The sequence below is a fragment of the Paraburkholderia atlantica genome (assembly GCF_009362785.1).
Taxonomy (GTDB): Bacteria; Pseudomonadota; Gammaproteobacteria; order Burkholderiales; family Burkholderiaceae; genus Paraburkholderia; species Paraburkholderia atlantica.
Map to the genome: position 1 here is coordinate 184,308 of NZ_WHNQ01000009.1, position 15,762 is coordinate 200,069.

At 66.6% G+C, this 15,762-nt stretch carries 14 protein-coding genes; all 14 read right to left on the reverse strand.

Annotated elements, in window-relative coordinates; translation table 11 throughout:
- Positions 1–87: 87 nt before the first annotated feature.
- Positions 88–1,029 (reverse strand): SMP-30/gluconolactonase/LRE family protein, encoded by a 942-nt coding sequence (locus tag GCT19_RS15915; RefSeq protein WP_176137225.1) that lies wholly within the window; start codon positions 1,027–1,029, stop codon positions 88–90.
- Positions 1,026–1,826 carry an SDR family NAD(P)-dependent oxidoreductase gene (locus GCT19_RS15920; protein ID WP_018437661.1) on the reverse strand — a complete coding sequence of 267 codons (801 nt, stop codon included), beginning with the start codon at positions 1,824–1,826 and terminating at the stop codon, positions 1,026–1,028. Before GCT19_RS15920 ends, GCT19_RS15915 begins: the two co-directional genes overlap by 4 nt.
- A 41-nt stretch (positions 1,827–1,867) precedes the next feature.
- Entirely contained in the window at positions 1,868–2,884 is a 1,017-nt protein-coding gene (gene araH / locus GCT19_RS15925; protein ID WP_018437660.1) for an L-arabinose ABC transporter permease AraH, read from the reverse strand.
- 54 nt (positions 2,885–2,938) lie between these two features.
- Positions 2,939–4,501, reverse strand: a complete 1,563-nt coding sequence (gene araG, locus GCT19_RS15930; protein WP_018437659.1) for an L-arabinose ABC transporter ATP-binding protein AraG — start codon at positions 4,499–4,501, stop codon at positions 2,939–2,941.
- 103 nt (positions 4,502–4,604) lie between these two features.
- Complete coding sequence (locus tag GCT19_RS15935; RefSeq protein WP_013090555.1) at positions 4,605–5,603, reverse strand: arabinose ABC transporter substrate-binding protein; 999 nt, start codon at positions 5,601–5,603, stop codon at positions 4,605–4,607.
- A 120-nt stretch (positions 5,604–5,723) separates the two neighbouring features.
- Positions 5,724–6,506 carry an SDR family oxidoreductase gene (locus tag GCT19_RS15940; protein ID WP_152852485.1) on the reverse strand — a complete coding sequence of 261 codons (783 nt, stop codon included), beginning with the start codon at positions 6,504–6,506 and terminating at the stop codon, positions 5,724–5,726.
- On the reverse strand, positions 6,503–7,183 hold the full coding sequence (locus GCT19_RS15945) for a 2-dehydro-3-deoxy-6-phosphogalactonate aldolase (RefSeq protein ID WP_013090557.1): 681 nt from the start codon (positions 7,181–7,183) through the stop codon (positions 6,503–6,505). Before GCT19_RS15945 ends, GCT19_RS15940 begins: the two co-directional genes overlap by 4 nt.
- Positions 7,184–7,228: 45 nt before the next feature.
- Complete coding sequence (locus GCT19_RS15950; RefSeq protein ID WP_026229112.1) at positions 7,229–8,344, reverse strand: 2-dehydro-3-deoxygalactonokinase; 1,116 nt, start codon at positions 8,342–8,344, stop codon at positions 7,229–7,231.
- Entirely contained in the window at positions 8,341–9,348 is a 1,008-nt protein-coding gene (locus GCT19_RS15955; protein WP_152852486.1) for an IclR family transcriptional regulator, read from the reverse strand. Before GCT19_RS15955 ends, GCT19_RS15950 begins: the two co-directional genes overlap by 4 nt.
- A 363-nt stretch (positions 9,349–9,711) precedes the next feature.
- Positions 9,712–10,446, reverse strand: coding sequence for a monofunctional biosynthetic peptidoglycan transglycosylase (gene mtgA / locus GCT19_RS15960; RefSeq protein ID WP_152852487.1), 735 nt, complete (start codon positions 10,444–10,446; stop codon positions 9,712–9,714).
- Positions 10,447–10,471: 25 nt separating this feature from the next.
- Positions 10,472–11,335 (reverse strand): shikimate dehydrogenase, encoded by an 864-nt coding sequence (gene aroE, locus GCT19_RS15965; RefSeq protein WP_018437655.1) that lies wholly within the window; start codon positions 11,333–11,335, stop codon positions 10,472–10,474.
- Complete coding sequence (locus GCT19_RS15970) at positions 11,332–13,470, reverse strand: ribonuclease catalytic domain-containing protein (protein WP_321576812.1); 2,139 nt, start codon at positions 13,468–13,470, stop codon at positions 11,332–11,334. The genes aroE and GCT19_RS15970 overlap by 4 nt, the downstream gene beginning before the upstream one ends.
- Positions 13,471–13,688: 218 nt before the next feature.
- Positions 13,689–14,303, reverse strand: coding sequence for a YqiA/YcfP family alpha/beta fold hydrolase (locus GCT19_RS15975; RefSeq protein ID WP_018437653.1), 615 nt, complete (start codon positions 14,301–14,303; stop codon positions 13,689–13,691).
- On the reverse strand, positions 14,300–15,694 hold the full coding sequence (gene mpl / locus GCT19_RS15980; protein ID WP_152852488.1) for a UDP-N-acetylmuramate:L-alanyl-gamma-D-glutamyl-meso-diaminopimelate ligase: 1,395 nt from the start codon (positions 15,692–15,694) through the stop codon (positions 14,300–14,302). The genes GCT19_RS15975 and mpl overlap by 4 nt, the downstream gene beginning before the upstream one ends.
- Positions 15,695–15,762: the final 68 nt, after the last annotated feature.

The window sequence follows — 15,762 nt, forward strand, 5'->3', positions numbered from 1 at the left end:
GCTCGCAGACCGAAACTGCTACATCGACTTCTGCTTCACCTTCAGGATCGCGGCCCCGGCGCGCGGCCGGGGCTGCGTCATTCTGCGCTAGATAGGCGCGCCCTGGAACAGCGGTTCCGCAACACCGCGCCGTGCGAGTGTCGCGACGAACAGGTCGCCCGCGAGCGTATCGGCCGCGCGCGCCGTCGCATCGAGCTCGGCGTAGGCGCTCGTGATGTACAGCGTGTCGAGCGCCGTCTCGCCCTGGGCGCTGCCCGCGGCCTTACCGAGCGCGGCACCGCCGATCGCGACGCAGCTCGGCTGCGTGGTCGGCACGTCGATGCGCTCGGTTTCCACGCCGTCGGGTCCGTAGCGCACCACGCGCGCGCCGCCCCACTGCGCGTTCCACAGGCCGCCGTCGCTGTCGACGGTCGAGCCGTCGGGGATGCCGTTCGCATCGGTTAGACGCGTGAACAGGCGATCGTTCGCGATGCTGCCGTCCGCGCGATAGTCACACGCGCGGATTTCACGCGTCGGCGAATCGCAGTAGTACATCGTCGCGCCGTCGGGACTGAATGCGATGCTGTTCGAAATTGCGGGCGCTGGCAACGGTAAACGTTCGAGCGATAGATCGTGATTCAACCGATAAAAGCCGGCGACCGTCTGCCGTTGCCCGCTTTCGTCCTTGGTGCCGAACACGAAGCGCCCTTGCCGATCACAGCGGCCATCGTTCACGCGCGTGTTCATGCCGGGTTCGACGTCGACGATCCGCCGCGTAGTGCCGGTCTGCAGATCGAAAAACGCCAGATGCGATGCGAGCCCGAGCAGCACGTAGCGCGGGTTTTCGCACAGCGCGAAGGTGGCGAGCCGCTCGGACATGTCGAACGAATCGCTGCTGCCGTCGGCCGGATCGTAGCGCCACAGCCGCGCGCCTTCGATGTCGGTCCAGTAGAAACGGCCGCTGCGGGCGCACCAGGTCGCGCCTTCGCCGAGCTCGCACTGCGCGTCGAGCAGCAGCGTGGCCCGTTGCACGCGCGGGTTGCCGCTCACGCCCAGCCTCCGTCGACGACGATGTCCTGCGCGGTGATCATGCGGCTGTCGTCGGCGGCGAGGAACAGCGCCATGCGCGCGAGGTCGGCCGGCATCAGCTCGGCGTCGATGCACTGGCCTTCCTTGATCTGGCGGCGGCCGTTGTCGTCGAGCCACAGGCGCAGCTGCTTCTCGGTCATCACCCAGCCCGGCACCAGCGTGTTGACGCGGATATTGAAGTGGCCGAGGTCGCGCGCGAGCCCGCGAGTCAGCCCCTGCACCGCCGACTTCGACATCACGTACACCGGATAGCCGCCGTTCTTCAGCATCCAGCTGATCGAGCCGAGGTTGATGATAGAGCCGCTACGCGCAGCCTTCATGTCCTCCATCACGGCCTGCGCAGCGAAGAACTGGTGGCGGATGTTGACGGCGATGCCGGCGTCGAACGACTCGCGCGTCACCTCGGCGATCTGGTGGCGCTTGTCGTTCGCCGCGTTGTTGATCAGCACCTGGATCGGACCCAGCGCCGCCTTCACGTCGGCGATCGCTTTTTGCAGCGCGTCGACATCGGTTAGATCGCAGGCCAGAAAGAGTGGCTTGTGCTTCGAATCGCCGAGCTGGTCGGCGAGGGCTTCGCCTGCGTTCGCGTCGATATCGAAGAACGCGACGCGCGCGCCCTGCGCCGCGAAGTGCTCGACGAACGATGCGCCGATGCCGGTCGCGCCGCCCGTGATCAGCACCGTACGGTCGACGAGGCTCGGATAGCGCGCGTACGCGGTGTCAGCGAGACTGGCGTTTGCATTGGCCGGAGACGACATCGTTCGATTCCTTTATGAGCTTGGGATGGGGTGAAAGCGACTCAGTCGCGCGAGCCGCGGTTCTTCAACTGGTCGAGCAACACGGCCGCGAGCAGGATCGCGCCGCGTACCAGGTACTGATAGAACGCGTCGATGTTCAACAGGTTCATCACGTTCTCGACCGTGCCCATGATCAGCACGCCGATCACGACGCCCGAGATGGTTGCACGGCCGCCCAGCAGCGACACGCCGCCGAGCACGCACGCGGAGATCACGTTCAGCTCGAAGCCTTCGGCGGCGTTCGGCTGACCCGACGTGATACGCGATGCGAGAATCACGCCGGCAAGCGCGGTGACGGCGCCCTGGATCAGGAAGATGTAGACGCGCGTGCGCTCCACGTTGATACCGGCGAGCCGCGACGCTTCCGGATTACCGCCGATCGCGAGCGTATTGCGGCCGTACACGGTCTGGTTCAGCATCACGCCGAACACGATGAAGCAGATCAGCGTGACCCAGATCGGCAGCGACACGCCGAAGAACGTCAGGCCGCCGAGCGCGATGAAGGTATCCGACGATACGCCGACCGCCTGACCATGCGACACGATGAAACCGAGGCCGCGGACGATTTCCATCGTCGCGAGCGTCGTGATCAGCGCGTTGATCCGCAGATAAGCGATCACCGCGCCGTTGACGAAACCGATCACCGCGCCCGCCGCGACCGCCGCGATGATCGCGATGACGGTGCTATTGGTCGCGTTGAGCACCATCGCGCACAGCACGCCGGCGAACGCGACGGTCGAGCCGACCGACAGGTCGAAGTCGCGCGACGCGAGGCAGAACATCATCGTGCACGCGACCATGCCGATCTGCGAGATCGACAGCGCGAGGCCGAGCATGTTCTCGATCGAGAAGAAATGATCGACGGTCAGCGACATCGTGACGAACATCACGATGAAGATCACGATCAGGCTGTACTCGGTGATCTGCTGCCACCACCTGGCCTTGTCGCTGGTCTGCGGAATCAGCGCGTCGGCCGCGCTCTTGGCGGCCTGCTGCGCGAGGTTTTCTCTGGCTTGCATGTTCAATACTCCTCCCCGTTCCCCACGGGTTGCGGACTCTCGTCCGGATAAGGTTCAGGCCGCGCGCGAGCCGCTCTGGTTGGCTGCGTTGGCATTCGTGTTCGAGTCACCAGGTAGCGCGGTCGAGCTTTGCGGCAGCGCGAGGCCCAGCACCGACTGCTCGGTCGCATCCTTGCGCGCGAGCTCGCCGGAAATGCGGCCTTGGCGCATCACGACGATCCGGTCGGACACGCCGAGCACTTCGGGCAATTCCGACGAAATCATCACGATCGCGCAGCCGCGCTCGGCGAGCTGATAGATCACGTTATAGATCTCGTGCTTCGCGCCGACGTCGATGCCGCGGGTCGGTTCGTCGAGAATCACGACTTTCAGATCCGGCTCGGCGAGCCAGCGCGACAGAATTGCCTTCTGCTGGTTGCCGCCCGACAGGAAGCGGATCTTCTGCCGGCGATGCGGCGTCTTGATCTTCAGCAGCTTGATAAAGCGGTCGGCTGTCTGCGCCTCTTTCTTGCGATCGAGAAACACACCCGCGCGCAGGTAGTGACGGCGGCAGCTGATGTTGATGTTCTCCGCGACGCTCGCCATCGCGACGATGCCCTCTTCCTTGCGATCTTCGGGGCACAGCACGATGCCGTGCCTGATCGCCTCGCCCGCGCTGCGCACCTTGATCGGCTTGCCGTCGAGCACGAGTTCGCCGCCCTTGCGATGCTCGGCGCCGTACACCAGATGCATTAGCTCGCTGCGGCCCGCGCCGACGAGTCCGAAGAAGCCGACGATCTCACCGCGCCGCACCTCGAAGCTGGCCGGCTGCGCGAGCGGATGACCTTCGATCGCCTTCGCCGCGAAACGCACTTCGCCGAGCGGCCGCGCCGTATAGCTATAGATGTCCGAAATTTCGCGCCCGACCATCTCGCTGACGATCGTGTCGCGCGACACGCCTTCGAGCGTCGGATGCGACGCGACCTTGCGGCCGTCGCGGAAGATCGTGCACGCGTCGCACAGCTCGTAGATCTCGTCCATCCGATGCGAGATGTAGATCATCGCGCGGTTGTCGGCGCGCAGATCGCGCACCAGCTTGAACAGCACCTCGGTCTCGCGATGCGACAGCGAACTGGTCGGCTCGTCGAGCGCGATCACGCGCGCGTTGCGCATCAGCGCCTTGCAGATTTCCACCATCTGCCGCTGCGCGATCGACAGCTTGCGCAGTTTCGCGTTCGGATCGAGCGCGACGCCCATCGCTTCGAGCCGCTCGCGCACGAAACGCTTCGCCTCGCGCTTGTTGACCCAGCCGAGCGCATTGGGCAACTGGCCGAGCAGCAGATTTTCCGCGACCGTGAGGTCCGGCACGTACTGCAGTTCCTGGTGAATCACCGCGATGCCGGCACCGATCGACGCGGCCGCGCTCGGAAAGCGCACCTCTTTGCCGTCGATCATCATGCGGCCCGAGTCGGGCTGATACTCGCCGCCGAGAATTTTCAGCAGCGTCGATTTTCCCGCGCCGTTTTCGCCCATCAGACCGTGCACCTGGCCGACGTTGACGTCGAAGGACACACCGTCGAGCGCACGCACGCCTGGAAAAACCTTGCCGATATTGTCAAAACGTAGCGTCGCTGACACTTCGCCTCCTCATCCCTCATTTGAACCCTACGCGCCGCCCTCCGCGCGATGCGGAAAGGGCGGCGCGCCAGCGGTGTACTTCATGTCACCGCGAGACCCGCGATTACTTCGACGCGAGGCCCATCTTCTCGCGCACTTCGCCGACGTTGTCGCGCGTCGCCAGCATGCCGGTCGTCAGCGTCAGCAGCGGCGGCTCCTTGCCCTGCGTGATCCACGAGTACATCAGTTCCGAGGTTTCCTCGCCGTGGCGCTTCGGGCTGATGATCACGGTGCCGAAGAAGCCTGTCGGCTGCGGCTTCTTGAACTCGTTCAGCGCGGATTCCGAGCCGCCGATGCCGATGCCGATCATGTTGTCGGCCTTGAAGCCACGGCCTTCTGCCGCGCGCACCGCGCCGAGCACGCCTTCGTCGTTCAGCGCGTAAGCGACCCAGTGCTTGAACTGCGGGTTCTTCGTCAGCGCGATGTTGGCCGCGTTGAACGCGTTTTCCGTGTCGGTCTTTGCCTGCGGCGCGGTGATCACGTTCGCTTTCGGGAAGCCCGCGGCGATCAGCGCGTCGGTTGCGCCGGTGGTGCGGTCATGCGCGGTCGGCAGCTGTTCGTAGGTTACGTCGATCGCGCCGACGTCCTTCATGTCCCAGCCGCGCTTCTTGATTTCAGCCGCGATGCCGTCGCCGACCTGCTTGCCGATGTTATACGCCGAGATGCCCATATGCGGCACCGCTTCGATCGGCTTGCCCGCGCCGTCGACGAGGCGGTCGTCGACCGTCATCATCTTCAGGCCGTCGGCCTTCGCCTTGGCGACGATGCCCGGCCCGAGCTTGACGTCGGGCGTGCAGATCACGAATCCCTGCGCCTTCTGCGCGGCGAGGTTATCGATTGCGCTCATCACCTTCTCGCCCGACGGCGCGCCGATCTTCACGAGCGTGAAACCCTTCTCCTTGGCGGCGATCTCGGCGAACTTCCATTCGTCCTGGAACCACGGCTCTTCCGGCTGCTTCACGAGGAAGCCGATCTTGACCGTATCGGCAGCCTGTACGACCGGCGCGTTGAAGAGCACACCCGTCGCCGCCGCTGCCAGCGTGAGGAAAATTCTGCGTTTCATGATGCGTGTCTCCTGACTAATTGATAACGAGAAGGTAATCGGCCGCGTCTTCTAATACCGGTCCTGACACACGCGGCCAGCGCGTCGTCCGGTGTTCTGTGCGTCTTTGGCGATGCGAATTCAGTCGTGATACAGCGCCGAGCGGCCACCATCGACGGTGATGCAGCTCGCGTTGATGAACGGCGCCTCGTCCGATGCGAGGAACACCGCGGTCATCGCCACTTCCTCCGGGCGGCCGATGCGCTTCATCGGTTGCAGATCGAGCGTCGCCTGCCTGGCGGTGGCCGGATCGGGCTGCTCGTTCCACCAGTCGTGCGTCAACTGCGTCTCGATGTAGCCCGGCGCGATCGCGTTCACGCGCACGTTGCGCGGCGCGTACTCGATGCCGAGCGCGCGCGTGAGGCCGATCACGCCATGCTTCGCGACCGGATACGGGAAGCAGCCCGGAATGATCTTGAACGCGTGTGTCGACGCGATGTTGACGATGCTGCCGGCGCCGCGCTCGACCATGCCCGGCAGCACCGCGCGACAGCCGTTCCACACTCCGTCGAGATCGACCGCGAAGCAGCGCCGCCAGTCGGCATCGGTCATCGTCAGCGGATCGCAGAACACGTTGATGCCCGCGTTGTTGACGAGGATGTCGAGCGCGCCGAACGCGCGCTCTCCTTCGCTGACCGCATGCCGTACCGACGCGGGTTGCGTCACGTCGGTCTGCACCGCGAGCACGCGCGCGCCGGCGCCGACTTCCGCCTCGATCCGCGCGGCCGTGCGCTGTGCGGTATCGACGTCGAGTTCCGCCAGCACGACCGCCGCGCCCTCGCGCGCGAATGCGAGCGCGATCGCGGCGCCGATGCCGCGCCCGGCGCCGGTCACGAGAGCAGCTTTGCCGGCGAGCCGGTTCATTTCTTCACGCCCGCGCGGGCGATTCGCAGACCGTTGATGAACGCCTTCGCATGCGACGCGGTCACCGCCGCGCTCTGGCCCGGCTTGTACAGCGCCGAGCCGAGGCCGAAACCGTTGGCGCCGGCGCTCAGAAACGGGCCCATGTTGTCCGGCGTGATGCCGCCGACCGGCACGAGCGGCACCTGCGCGGCGATCACCGCACGCCATGCCTTGACGACCTGGCAGCCGAGCTGCTCGGCGGGGAACATCTTCAGCACGTCCGCGCCGTTCTTCAGCGCGATGAACGCTTCGGTCGGCGTCGCGACGCCGGGCGCGCAAGCGAGGCCGCGCGCCTTCGCCGCGATCACGACTTCCGGATCGCTGTGCGGCATCACGACGAGCTCGCCGCCCGCCGACTTCACATCGTCGACGTACAGCGGATGCAGCACCGTGCCCGCGCCGACGATCGCGTCGGCCGGCAGCACCTTGCGGATCGCGGAGATGCTGTCGAACGGCTGCGGCGAATTGAGCGGTACTTCGACGATGCGAAAACCCGCTTCGTACAGGGCTTGACCGTGATCGGCCGCGTCGGCGGGCGTGACGCCGCGCATGATCGCGATCAGCGGACAGGCTTCGAACGCGGCGATCAGACCCGCGTGCGGCATGTACTGTCCGGGCAGATTGATGTGTGGTTGCATGTCGGTTCCTTGTTTCGTGAGCGTCGTAAAGGGCTCTGCCGCCGGTCAGCCCGCGCGCGCCGCCTGGGCGGACGGCCGGACGAGCCCCGCCTCGACGGCAACGCGCCACAGGCCGCGTTCGGTCGCGTGCCTGACCGGCTCCGCGCGCAGACAGCCGAATTGCGCGAGCGCGAGGCGGTAGCGCTCGCACAGCGCGTCGTTGCCGATCAGCCGCAGACTCTGCTGCGCGAGCGAGCTGCCTTGCTGAGCGAGTACCGCTTCGAGGCCGGCGAGTTCGTGTCCGATCAGCAGGCCCGACAGATAGTCGGGCTGTGCCTCGCTCGACAGCGCGCCGGTCAGGCCGAGCGTGCGCGTGCTGAACACGGTCGCGAGCACGCCAGCCTGACCTTTCTCGCGCGCGATGTTCACACCGCGCAAAAAAGCTTCGGTATCCGGCCGATCGGGTGTGACCATCGTGCGGCCGAGAATCGTGTGCTCGCGCAGCGCGGCGAACACCTCGCCGGTCATGAAAGTATGAAAACGCTCGATGCGCTCCGCCTGCACGAGCGCCCATTTCGCGTGCGTGCCGGGCAGGCCGATCAGTGAGCGGGCGTTGCTGTCGACGGCGCTCGCGTCTTGCGCGCCGTTCGCGTCCGCGCTGAGTGCGCCGACAATCTGCGTCTCCTCGCCGCGCATCACGTTCGGCAGCTCTCCGCGCTGCAGCACGCCCGGCACGATGTGCAGCGTCGCGCCGCGCGCGGTCTGCACGCGGACGATGCCGGCCACCAGCGCATCGGCGTTCGCCGGTGTCTCGACATACGGCGCTTCGAGCCAGCCCTGCGCGCTGCCCACCATTCCCGCCGCGATCACCGGCACGCTGCGCGCGTGGTCGAGCCATGCGCCGCAGGCGTCGTCGAACGCGGCGTCGAAGCCGCCCTCGGCCGCGCTGCGCGGCAGATTCATGATGCCGGCCGTCGATGCGCGCGTCGCCAGCACGCGACCGTGCGCGTCGAACAGATAGGCGCGCAGCGACGTGGTGCCCCAGTCGAGCGCGATCAGTGCGGCGTGCGTGAAATCGACGGCGGCGGCATCCGTGCCGTCGGTCGCATCCGACTTCACGCCCGCGTTGGGCGCGGCGGGCGCCTGGTGGTTCGCCAGCGTGGCAGTGCCCGCTTGTTTCATCGCTTGATCCTGCGCGTGGCCGGTTGCGGTGCGCGCCAACCGAGTTCTTCCGAGATCGCGCGTGCCTCGCGCTGCACGACCGGAATCAGTTCGTCCATCCGTTCGAGCGGCATATAGGGAATCGTGCTCGCCACCGACAACGCCGCGACGATCGCGCCCGACGCATCGCGCACCGGCGCCGCGACGCAACGGATCGACGCTTCGTTCTCTTCCAGATCGAATGTGTAGCCGCCGGCCGCGTAGTTCGTCATGCGCTGCAGGAAGGTCGGTGCGTCGGGGCGGTTGTCGGGCTTGAAGCTGACGCCCGCGAGCGCGCGGCGCGACGCGTCGAACAGCGACTGCCATGCGTCCGGCGCGAGGTCGAGCATCATCGCCTTGCCGATGCCGGTCGACGCGAGCGGCATCCGATGGCCGACGCGCGAGCGCATTTCAAGGCCGCGCGTGCCGGGGATCTTGTCGATGTACAGCACGTCGTCGCCGTCGCGCACGCCGAGGTGGATCGTGTCGAGCGTCTGCTCGGCAAGCGACTGCAGGTGCGGACGTGCGACGGCCGTCAGCGGCATCTGTTCGAGCGCGATCGTGCCGAGCTCGATCAGCTTCGGCCCGAGCAGATAGCCGCCCTGCACCTGGCGCAGATAGCGCGCCTGCACGAGGCTGCTGACGAGACGATGCGTGGTGCTGCGGGTCGTGCCGAGCGCGGCGCCGAAGCTACGCAGGTCGCGCACGCCGGCCGCGGCCGCCTCGAGAATGGCGAGACCGCGCAGCAACGTCTGCGTGCCCGCCTGCTGCGGCGTGATTTCCAGCAGCGTGACCGGCAGCCCGAGGCCGTCGACGGTCGCCGCGCGCTGCACCGGGCGCGACGCTCTCGCGGTAGCGGACGCACTGGCGGCGACATTGGCGGTGGCCTCGCGCGGCGCGGGATTCGCGGCGCTGTCCGGCCCGCCGGTCGACCCCGGCGCCACCTCGGCCCGGCTGGCTCCGTGAGTGTGCATCGCTTTGTTCATGGCGATTCGCTTTCGGATGGTTTCTGCGCTTAGCGCGCGGGGCATGAGAACAGGGCGGGGATGCGTGCGGCGCCGCGCTCGCGCGGCTGCTGTGGTTGGCTGCCAGACATGTTGGCCTCGTCTCCGGTTTCTTCTGTCGCGGCTCGCTGTTTCGGCGCGCTGGAGCGCCTACTTGCGATGCATGTTGGCTTGGATTGTAGGGCGACTTTTGAGAATCACCAATATGTGAATGTTGAGTCCAGATAGTGAGATTTTAGTCGGCGATCAAGTGTTTAGCGCAACGCCATGCCGCTGCGAAAACACGCAAAAAAGCCCGCGCGAGGCGGGCTTCGGAGCGGGATAAGCAGGGAAAGGCGTGCGCTTTCAGTCCGGCAATTCGGCCGCGCCCATCCGCCGCGCGATCACGCGCGCGCGTTGCGTCAAATACGCGGAATTCCGGTGTTCGTCGAAATATTTGGGGCGCGGCAGCATCACCGCGAGCCGCGCCGACTGCGCGGCCGTGAGCTTGCTCGCCGAGGTCTTGAAGTAGTACTGCGCGGCCGCCTCGGCACCGTACACGCCGTTGCCCCATTCGACCGAATTCAGATAGATCTCGAAGATGCGCTGCTTGTCCATCAGCGTTTCGAGCATCCACGTGATGATCAGCTCCTGGCCCTTGCGGATATAGCTTTTCTCGCGCGACAGGAACAGGTTGCGCGCAAGCTGCTGTGAGATCGTCGAGCCGCCGCGCACGATCCGGCCTTGAGCCTTGTTGCGCTCCCATGCCTGCAGCATCGCGTCGGTTTCATAGCCTTTGTTGGTGACGAAGTTCGCGTCTTCGGACGCGATGATCGCGCGCTTCAGGTTGCGCGAAATCTGGTCGTACGGCACCCATGTGCGCTGTACCGACAGATCCGGCCGGTCCTGCGACAGACGCCACGCGTCCGAGCGCATGAACGCGGTCGAGCGCGGATTGACTACGTTCCAGATCGCGATCTGCGCGAAGTAGTACGCCTGCGTCGCGAGCCAGGCGATGGCCACGACCGCGATCAGCCAGGCGAACCAGCGCAGCGGGCCGGCCTGGCCGCGCGAACCGCTGGCGCGCCGCGTCGCTGTCATGGTGCGTGCTATCCGCGCGCTGACGTTATGCGGGCGGCGGCGCAGTCAGCAGCGCGCGCAACTCGGCGAGCACCGGCGCGCCGTCGGGGCGCACACCGCGCCACACGTAGAACGATTCGGCGGCCTGCTCGACCAGCATGCCGAGGCCATCGGCTCCACGCGCTCCGAGCTTTGCCGCGTGCTGCATGAAGACGGTCGGATGCGCGCTGTACATCATGTCGTAAGCCAGCGTGCCGTTGCCGAACGCGCGGTCGTCGCACTCGGGCAGCGACGCATCGAGGCTGCCCGCGGTCGCATTGACGATCACGTCGTACTGCCCCCCTTCGATCGCGCGGGCGCTGCCGCCGCTCAGACGGCAGTGCGCGTCGCCGGCAGCCTGGGCGAACTGGTCGACCAGCGCCTCCGCCTTCTGCGCCGTGCGATTGACGATCGTCAACGTATGCGGCGCGCGGTCCAGCATCGGCAGCACCACACCGCGCGCGGCCCCGCCGGCGCCGAGCAACAGGATGCGCGCACCTTTCAGCGACACGCCGAGGTTCACCTCGATGTCGCGCACGAGGCCGAAGCCATCCGTGTTGTCGCCATAGATGCCGTCGGCGTCGACCCTCAGCGTGTTCACCGCGCCGGCGGCCGCCGCGCGCGGCGACAGCGTGTTCGCGAACGCATGCGCGTCGAGCTTGAACGGCACCGTCACGTTCAGACCGCGCCCGCCCGCGTCGATGAACGCACGCACGTGCGGCACGAACGCGTCGACCGGCGCGAGAAGATGACCGTACTCGACCGGCTCGCCGGTTTGCGCGGCGAAGCGGCCGTGGATGAACGGCGACTTGCTATGTCCGACCGGATTGCCGATGACCGCGTAGCGGTCCCGCGTTGGGTTGCCGCTCATCGTCCCGGCTCCGTGATGTGTTGGTCGTTGTCGGCGGTGTTCGCGGCGTCGTTGTCGTTGCCGTTGCCGCCTGCCGCGGATTCGTCGGCGCCGGGGTCGTCGTTCGGATTGCCGCCGTCGGCTTCGGCTTCCGCCTCCGCTTCGCTTTCGGCGCTGTCGTCCGCGGCGTCGAGCAACTCTTCGTCGCCCTCGTCCTCGCCTTCTTCGGCTTCGGCGCCGCTCGTCACGGTCGGCGCGTCGAGCACGTGCAACAGACGCACCGACGCTTCGATCGTCAGTTCATCGATCGACATCACTTCCAGTTGCAAGCGCGTGCCGCGCGCATGCACGCCGAGACCCGGCACGTGCAGCAGCAGCGGAATTTCCTCGAGCCGCACGAGATCGCCCTTCACGACCGACGCGACGACCTGCTTACGGTTTTCCTGCGTGAGCCAGCGCAGACACCAGAAGTACTCCATGCGGCGCTGGTAGTCGGCATATGCGGTGTAGGTATCGTCGAAGCCCTGCACGACCGCGAACAGATCGGCGTCCTTCGGCTTGAACGGCGCGGCGAGCTTGGCGGTCACGCCATGCTGCACGCATGCGATCAGCTGCCACTGGTTCACGAGGTCGACGTAGCGGCGCAGCGGCGACGTGCTCCACGCGTATTGCGACACGCCGAGCCCTTCGTGCGGTGCGGCGTTGGTCTGCATGCGCGTGCGCTTCGGCCCGCTCGGCGCGCCGAACGCGCGCTGCGTGCGATAGATGCCCGGCACGCCGTGATCGTGCAGGAACGCGCCCCACGACGAGTTCGCGAGAATCGCCAGTTCGGCGACGATCGTGTCGAGCGGCGAACCGCGCCGGCGTGGCGTGATCGTGATGTGCTCGCCGTCGACATAGAAATTGAAGTCGGTATTGCGCTGCACTTCACGGCGCAGGCCGTAGCCGGCGCGCGCGGTCTGGCGCTTTTCGAACAGAGCCTGCGCGAACGGCCACAGCACGGCGATATCGTCCTTGTGCGGATACTCGCCGGTGCCCTCGGCGAGCGCCTCCTCGGTGACGACTTCGTCGAGCGTGTTGTGGCGCAGATTGTTCTTCACGAATACGCGCTCTGCGCGCGTTTCGCTCGCGACGATCTCTTGGGTCTCGCGATTGACGATCACATACAGCGACAGCGCCGGCCGATACCCGCCCTCGGCGAGCGTGAAGGTGTCGACGACGCTGTCGGGCAGCATCGTGATCTTGTCGCCGGGCATGTAGACCGTCGACAATCGCGCGCGCGCAATTGCATCGACGTCGTCGCCGCGCTGAATGCCGAGCGCTGGCGCGGCGATGTGCACGCCGATCCGCACGCGGCCGTCGGCCAGATGCTCGACCGAGAACGCGTCGTCGATTTCGGTGGTGGTGATGTCGTCGATCGAGAACGCTTCGACGTCGGCCTGCGGCAGATCGTCGGGTACGTTCGCGGCCGCGACGGACGGGAAGCCGGTGCCGTGCGGAAAGTACTCGGACAGGAATTTCGCTTCGTGCAGCGCCCGCGGCGACGCGATCGCGCCGCATTCGAGCATCAGCCGCGCCTGCGAGATGCCGCGCGCGGCCGCGGCACCTTCGAGCGCCTTGTACTCGATCGTGTTCTTGTCGGGCTTCGTCAGGAGCGCGAGGCCCTTGCCGCCCGCGAACGCTTCCGGCAGACGGCCTGCCTTCAGTTCTTCCTCGTACTGCGCCTGCACGAGCGCCTGCTGGCGCTTGCGCTCGAGGCCCGCGAGCGCCATCTTCAGCTGCTCTTGCGGCGCGCGCTGGTACATGCCGCGGCCCTTGCGCCGGAAGTACACCGGCGAACCGTGCATGCGCAGCACCAGCGCCGCGCGCTCGATTGCGCCGAAGCTCGCGCCGAAGTACTCGGCGCCCAGCGTCGCGAACGGGAATTCATCGTCCGGCGCGCATTCCCACAGGAAGTCCAGATCGATTTCCTGCGCCAACGCGTCGGCCTGCTGCATCAGTTCGGCCGCGGTGGGCTTCTCGAACTCGATCAGCACATCCTTGGCGCGCACCTTCGCGCGCCGCCCGCCCGGCAACTCGACCTGAAACGCGTCACCCTGACGCGACAGTACGCTGCCGGCCTTGAAACTGCCCGATTCCTCGAAGAAAACGTTCACTCAATACTCTCGTTCTGACTTGCATCTGCCGGCGCGCCCGACGCCCTGTGGCGATCGATCACTGCATGCGCGGCACGGCAACCTGTTCGTGATAGTGAATCCGCGGCGCGCACTGCGCGTGCCAGCGGGTTGAATCTTGCGACCAGCGGTGGCGGCGGTCGGTGTGTCTTTCCGGCTGTTGTCCTTGTGGGGATCGGTGCCGCGGCCCTTGCGCGCCGTCAAGCCGCCGCGCGCGGCGCCGGCGGCTCGACGTGTTCGCCGTCGCAGAACGCCAGCACGTCGTCGAGATACTGCGCGAACTCGCTGATTGCGTGGTCGCTGCCTTCGATCAGCGTGGTGCGCGCGCCCGGATAGTGCGCGAGCATTTCGCGATAGTCGAGCACTTCGTCGCCGGTGGCTGCCATCAAATAATAGCGTTCGGGCCGCGTGATCGACGCCACGCCGAGCGCGCGCAATTCATCCAGATGATGCGGCTCGACGACGATGCTGCCGCCGCCATGCCACAACGGCTGCTCGCCGAGATACGCGCTCAGGTCACGCTGCGGCACGACCGCCGGGTTCAGCAGCACGGCCGGCCAGCCGTGCTTCTCGGCCAGATGCGTGGCGAAGTAGCCGCCGAGCGAACTGCCGATTACGGTCACCTGCCCTGCATCGCCGTTCGCGCGCGCGCCGGCGACCAGCGATTCGGCGAGCGCCACGGTTTCGAGCGGCGACACCGGCAGCATCGGGCAGCACCATTCGTCGGCGCGGCCCAGCTCGGCGAGACGCGTCGCGAGCAGTCGCGCCTTGAACGAATTCGGCGACGAACGGAAACCGTGCAGATACAGAATCACGACGCGCCTCGCGTCGAAAGACCGTCGAGCAGCTTCTGATGCACGCCGCCGAAGCCGCCATTGCTCATCACCAGAATCTGATCGCCGGGACGCGCCGCGTGGACCACCGCCTTCACGAGCGCGTCGAGGTTGTCGAACGCCTGAGCCTTGCCGTCGAGCGGCGCGAGCGCTTCGCCGAGGTTCCAGCCGAGCGCGTCGCGCCCGCTCGGCGCGCCGTAGCCGAACACGAGGTCGGCGTCGGCGAGGCTTGCCGGTAGTTGCGCTTTCATCACGCCGAGCTTCATCGTGTTCGAGCGCGGTTCGAGCACCGCGAGAATTCGCGTGTTGTCGCGGCCGACGCGTGCGCGCAGCCCAGCCACCGTCGTTTCGATCGCGGTGGGGTGATGCGCGAAGTCGTCGTATACGGTCACGCCGTCGACGCTGCCCCGTACTTCCATGCGGCGCTTGACGTTGCGGAAGCTCGACAGCGATTTCGCGGCCTGCGCGGGCGGCACGCCCACATGGCGCGCGGCGGCGATCGCGGCGAGCGCGTTCATGCGGTTATGTTCGCCCTGCACCTGCCAGTCGACCACGCCGACGCGCTCGCCGTTGTGATAGACGGCAAAGCGTTCGTCGACGGGCACGCCTTGCTCCGCCGGCTGGATCTCCCAGCCACCCTGCACCCCGAAGCGCTCGACCTCGCTCCAGCAGCCGCGCGTCAGCACGCGCTCGAGCGCGTCCTCGCGGCCGTTCGTGACGACGCGGCCAATGCGCGGCACTGTACGGATCAGATGGTGGAACTGCGTTTCGATCGCAGCGAGATCGGGGAAGATGTCGGCGTGATCGAATTCGAGATTGTTCAGCACCGCCGTTTTCGGGCGGTAATGGACGAACTTCGAGCGTTTATCGAAGAATGCGGTGTCGTATTCGTCGGCTTCGATCACGAAGAAGCTCGAATCGGTGAGCCGCGCCGACACGCCGAAGTTCAGCGGCACACCACCGATCAGAAAACCCGGATTCAGGCCCGCGTGTTCGAGCAACCAGGTCAGCATCGAGCTCGTGGTGGTCTTGCCGTGCGTGCCGGCCACGGCCAGCACCCATTTGCCGTTCAGCACGTGCTCGCCGAGCCACTGCGGACCGGACACGTACGGCAGGCCGCGGTCCAGAATCGCTTCCATCAGCGGGTTGCCGCGCGTGACCACGTTGCCGATCACGAATAGATCCGCGTTCAGGCCGTTCAGCTGTTCCGCGTCGTAACCCTCGATCAGACGGATGCCTTGCGCCTCGAGCTGCGTGCTCATCGGCGGATAGACGCCGGCGTCGCAGCCGGTCACCGTGTGGCCCGCATTGCGCGCGAGCACCGCGAGTCCGCCCATGAAGGTGCCGCAGATGCCGAGGATGTGGATATGCATAAGCCTGTCGTGCCGCGGGGGCGTTTTTTTGCGAGGGATGGGAGGCCGCAGGACGGCCGGAACGACCG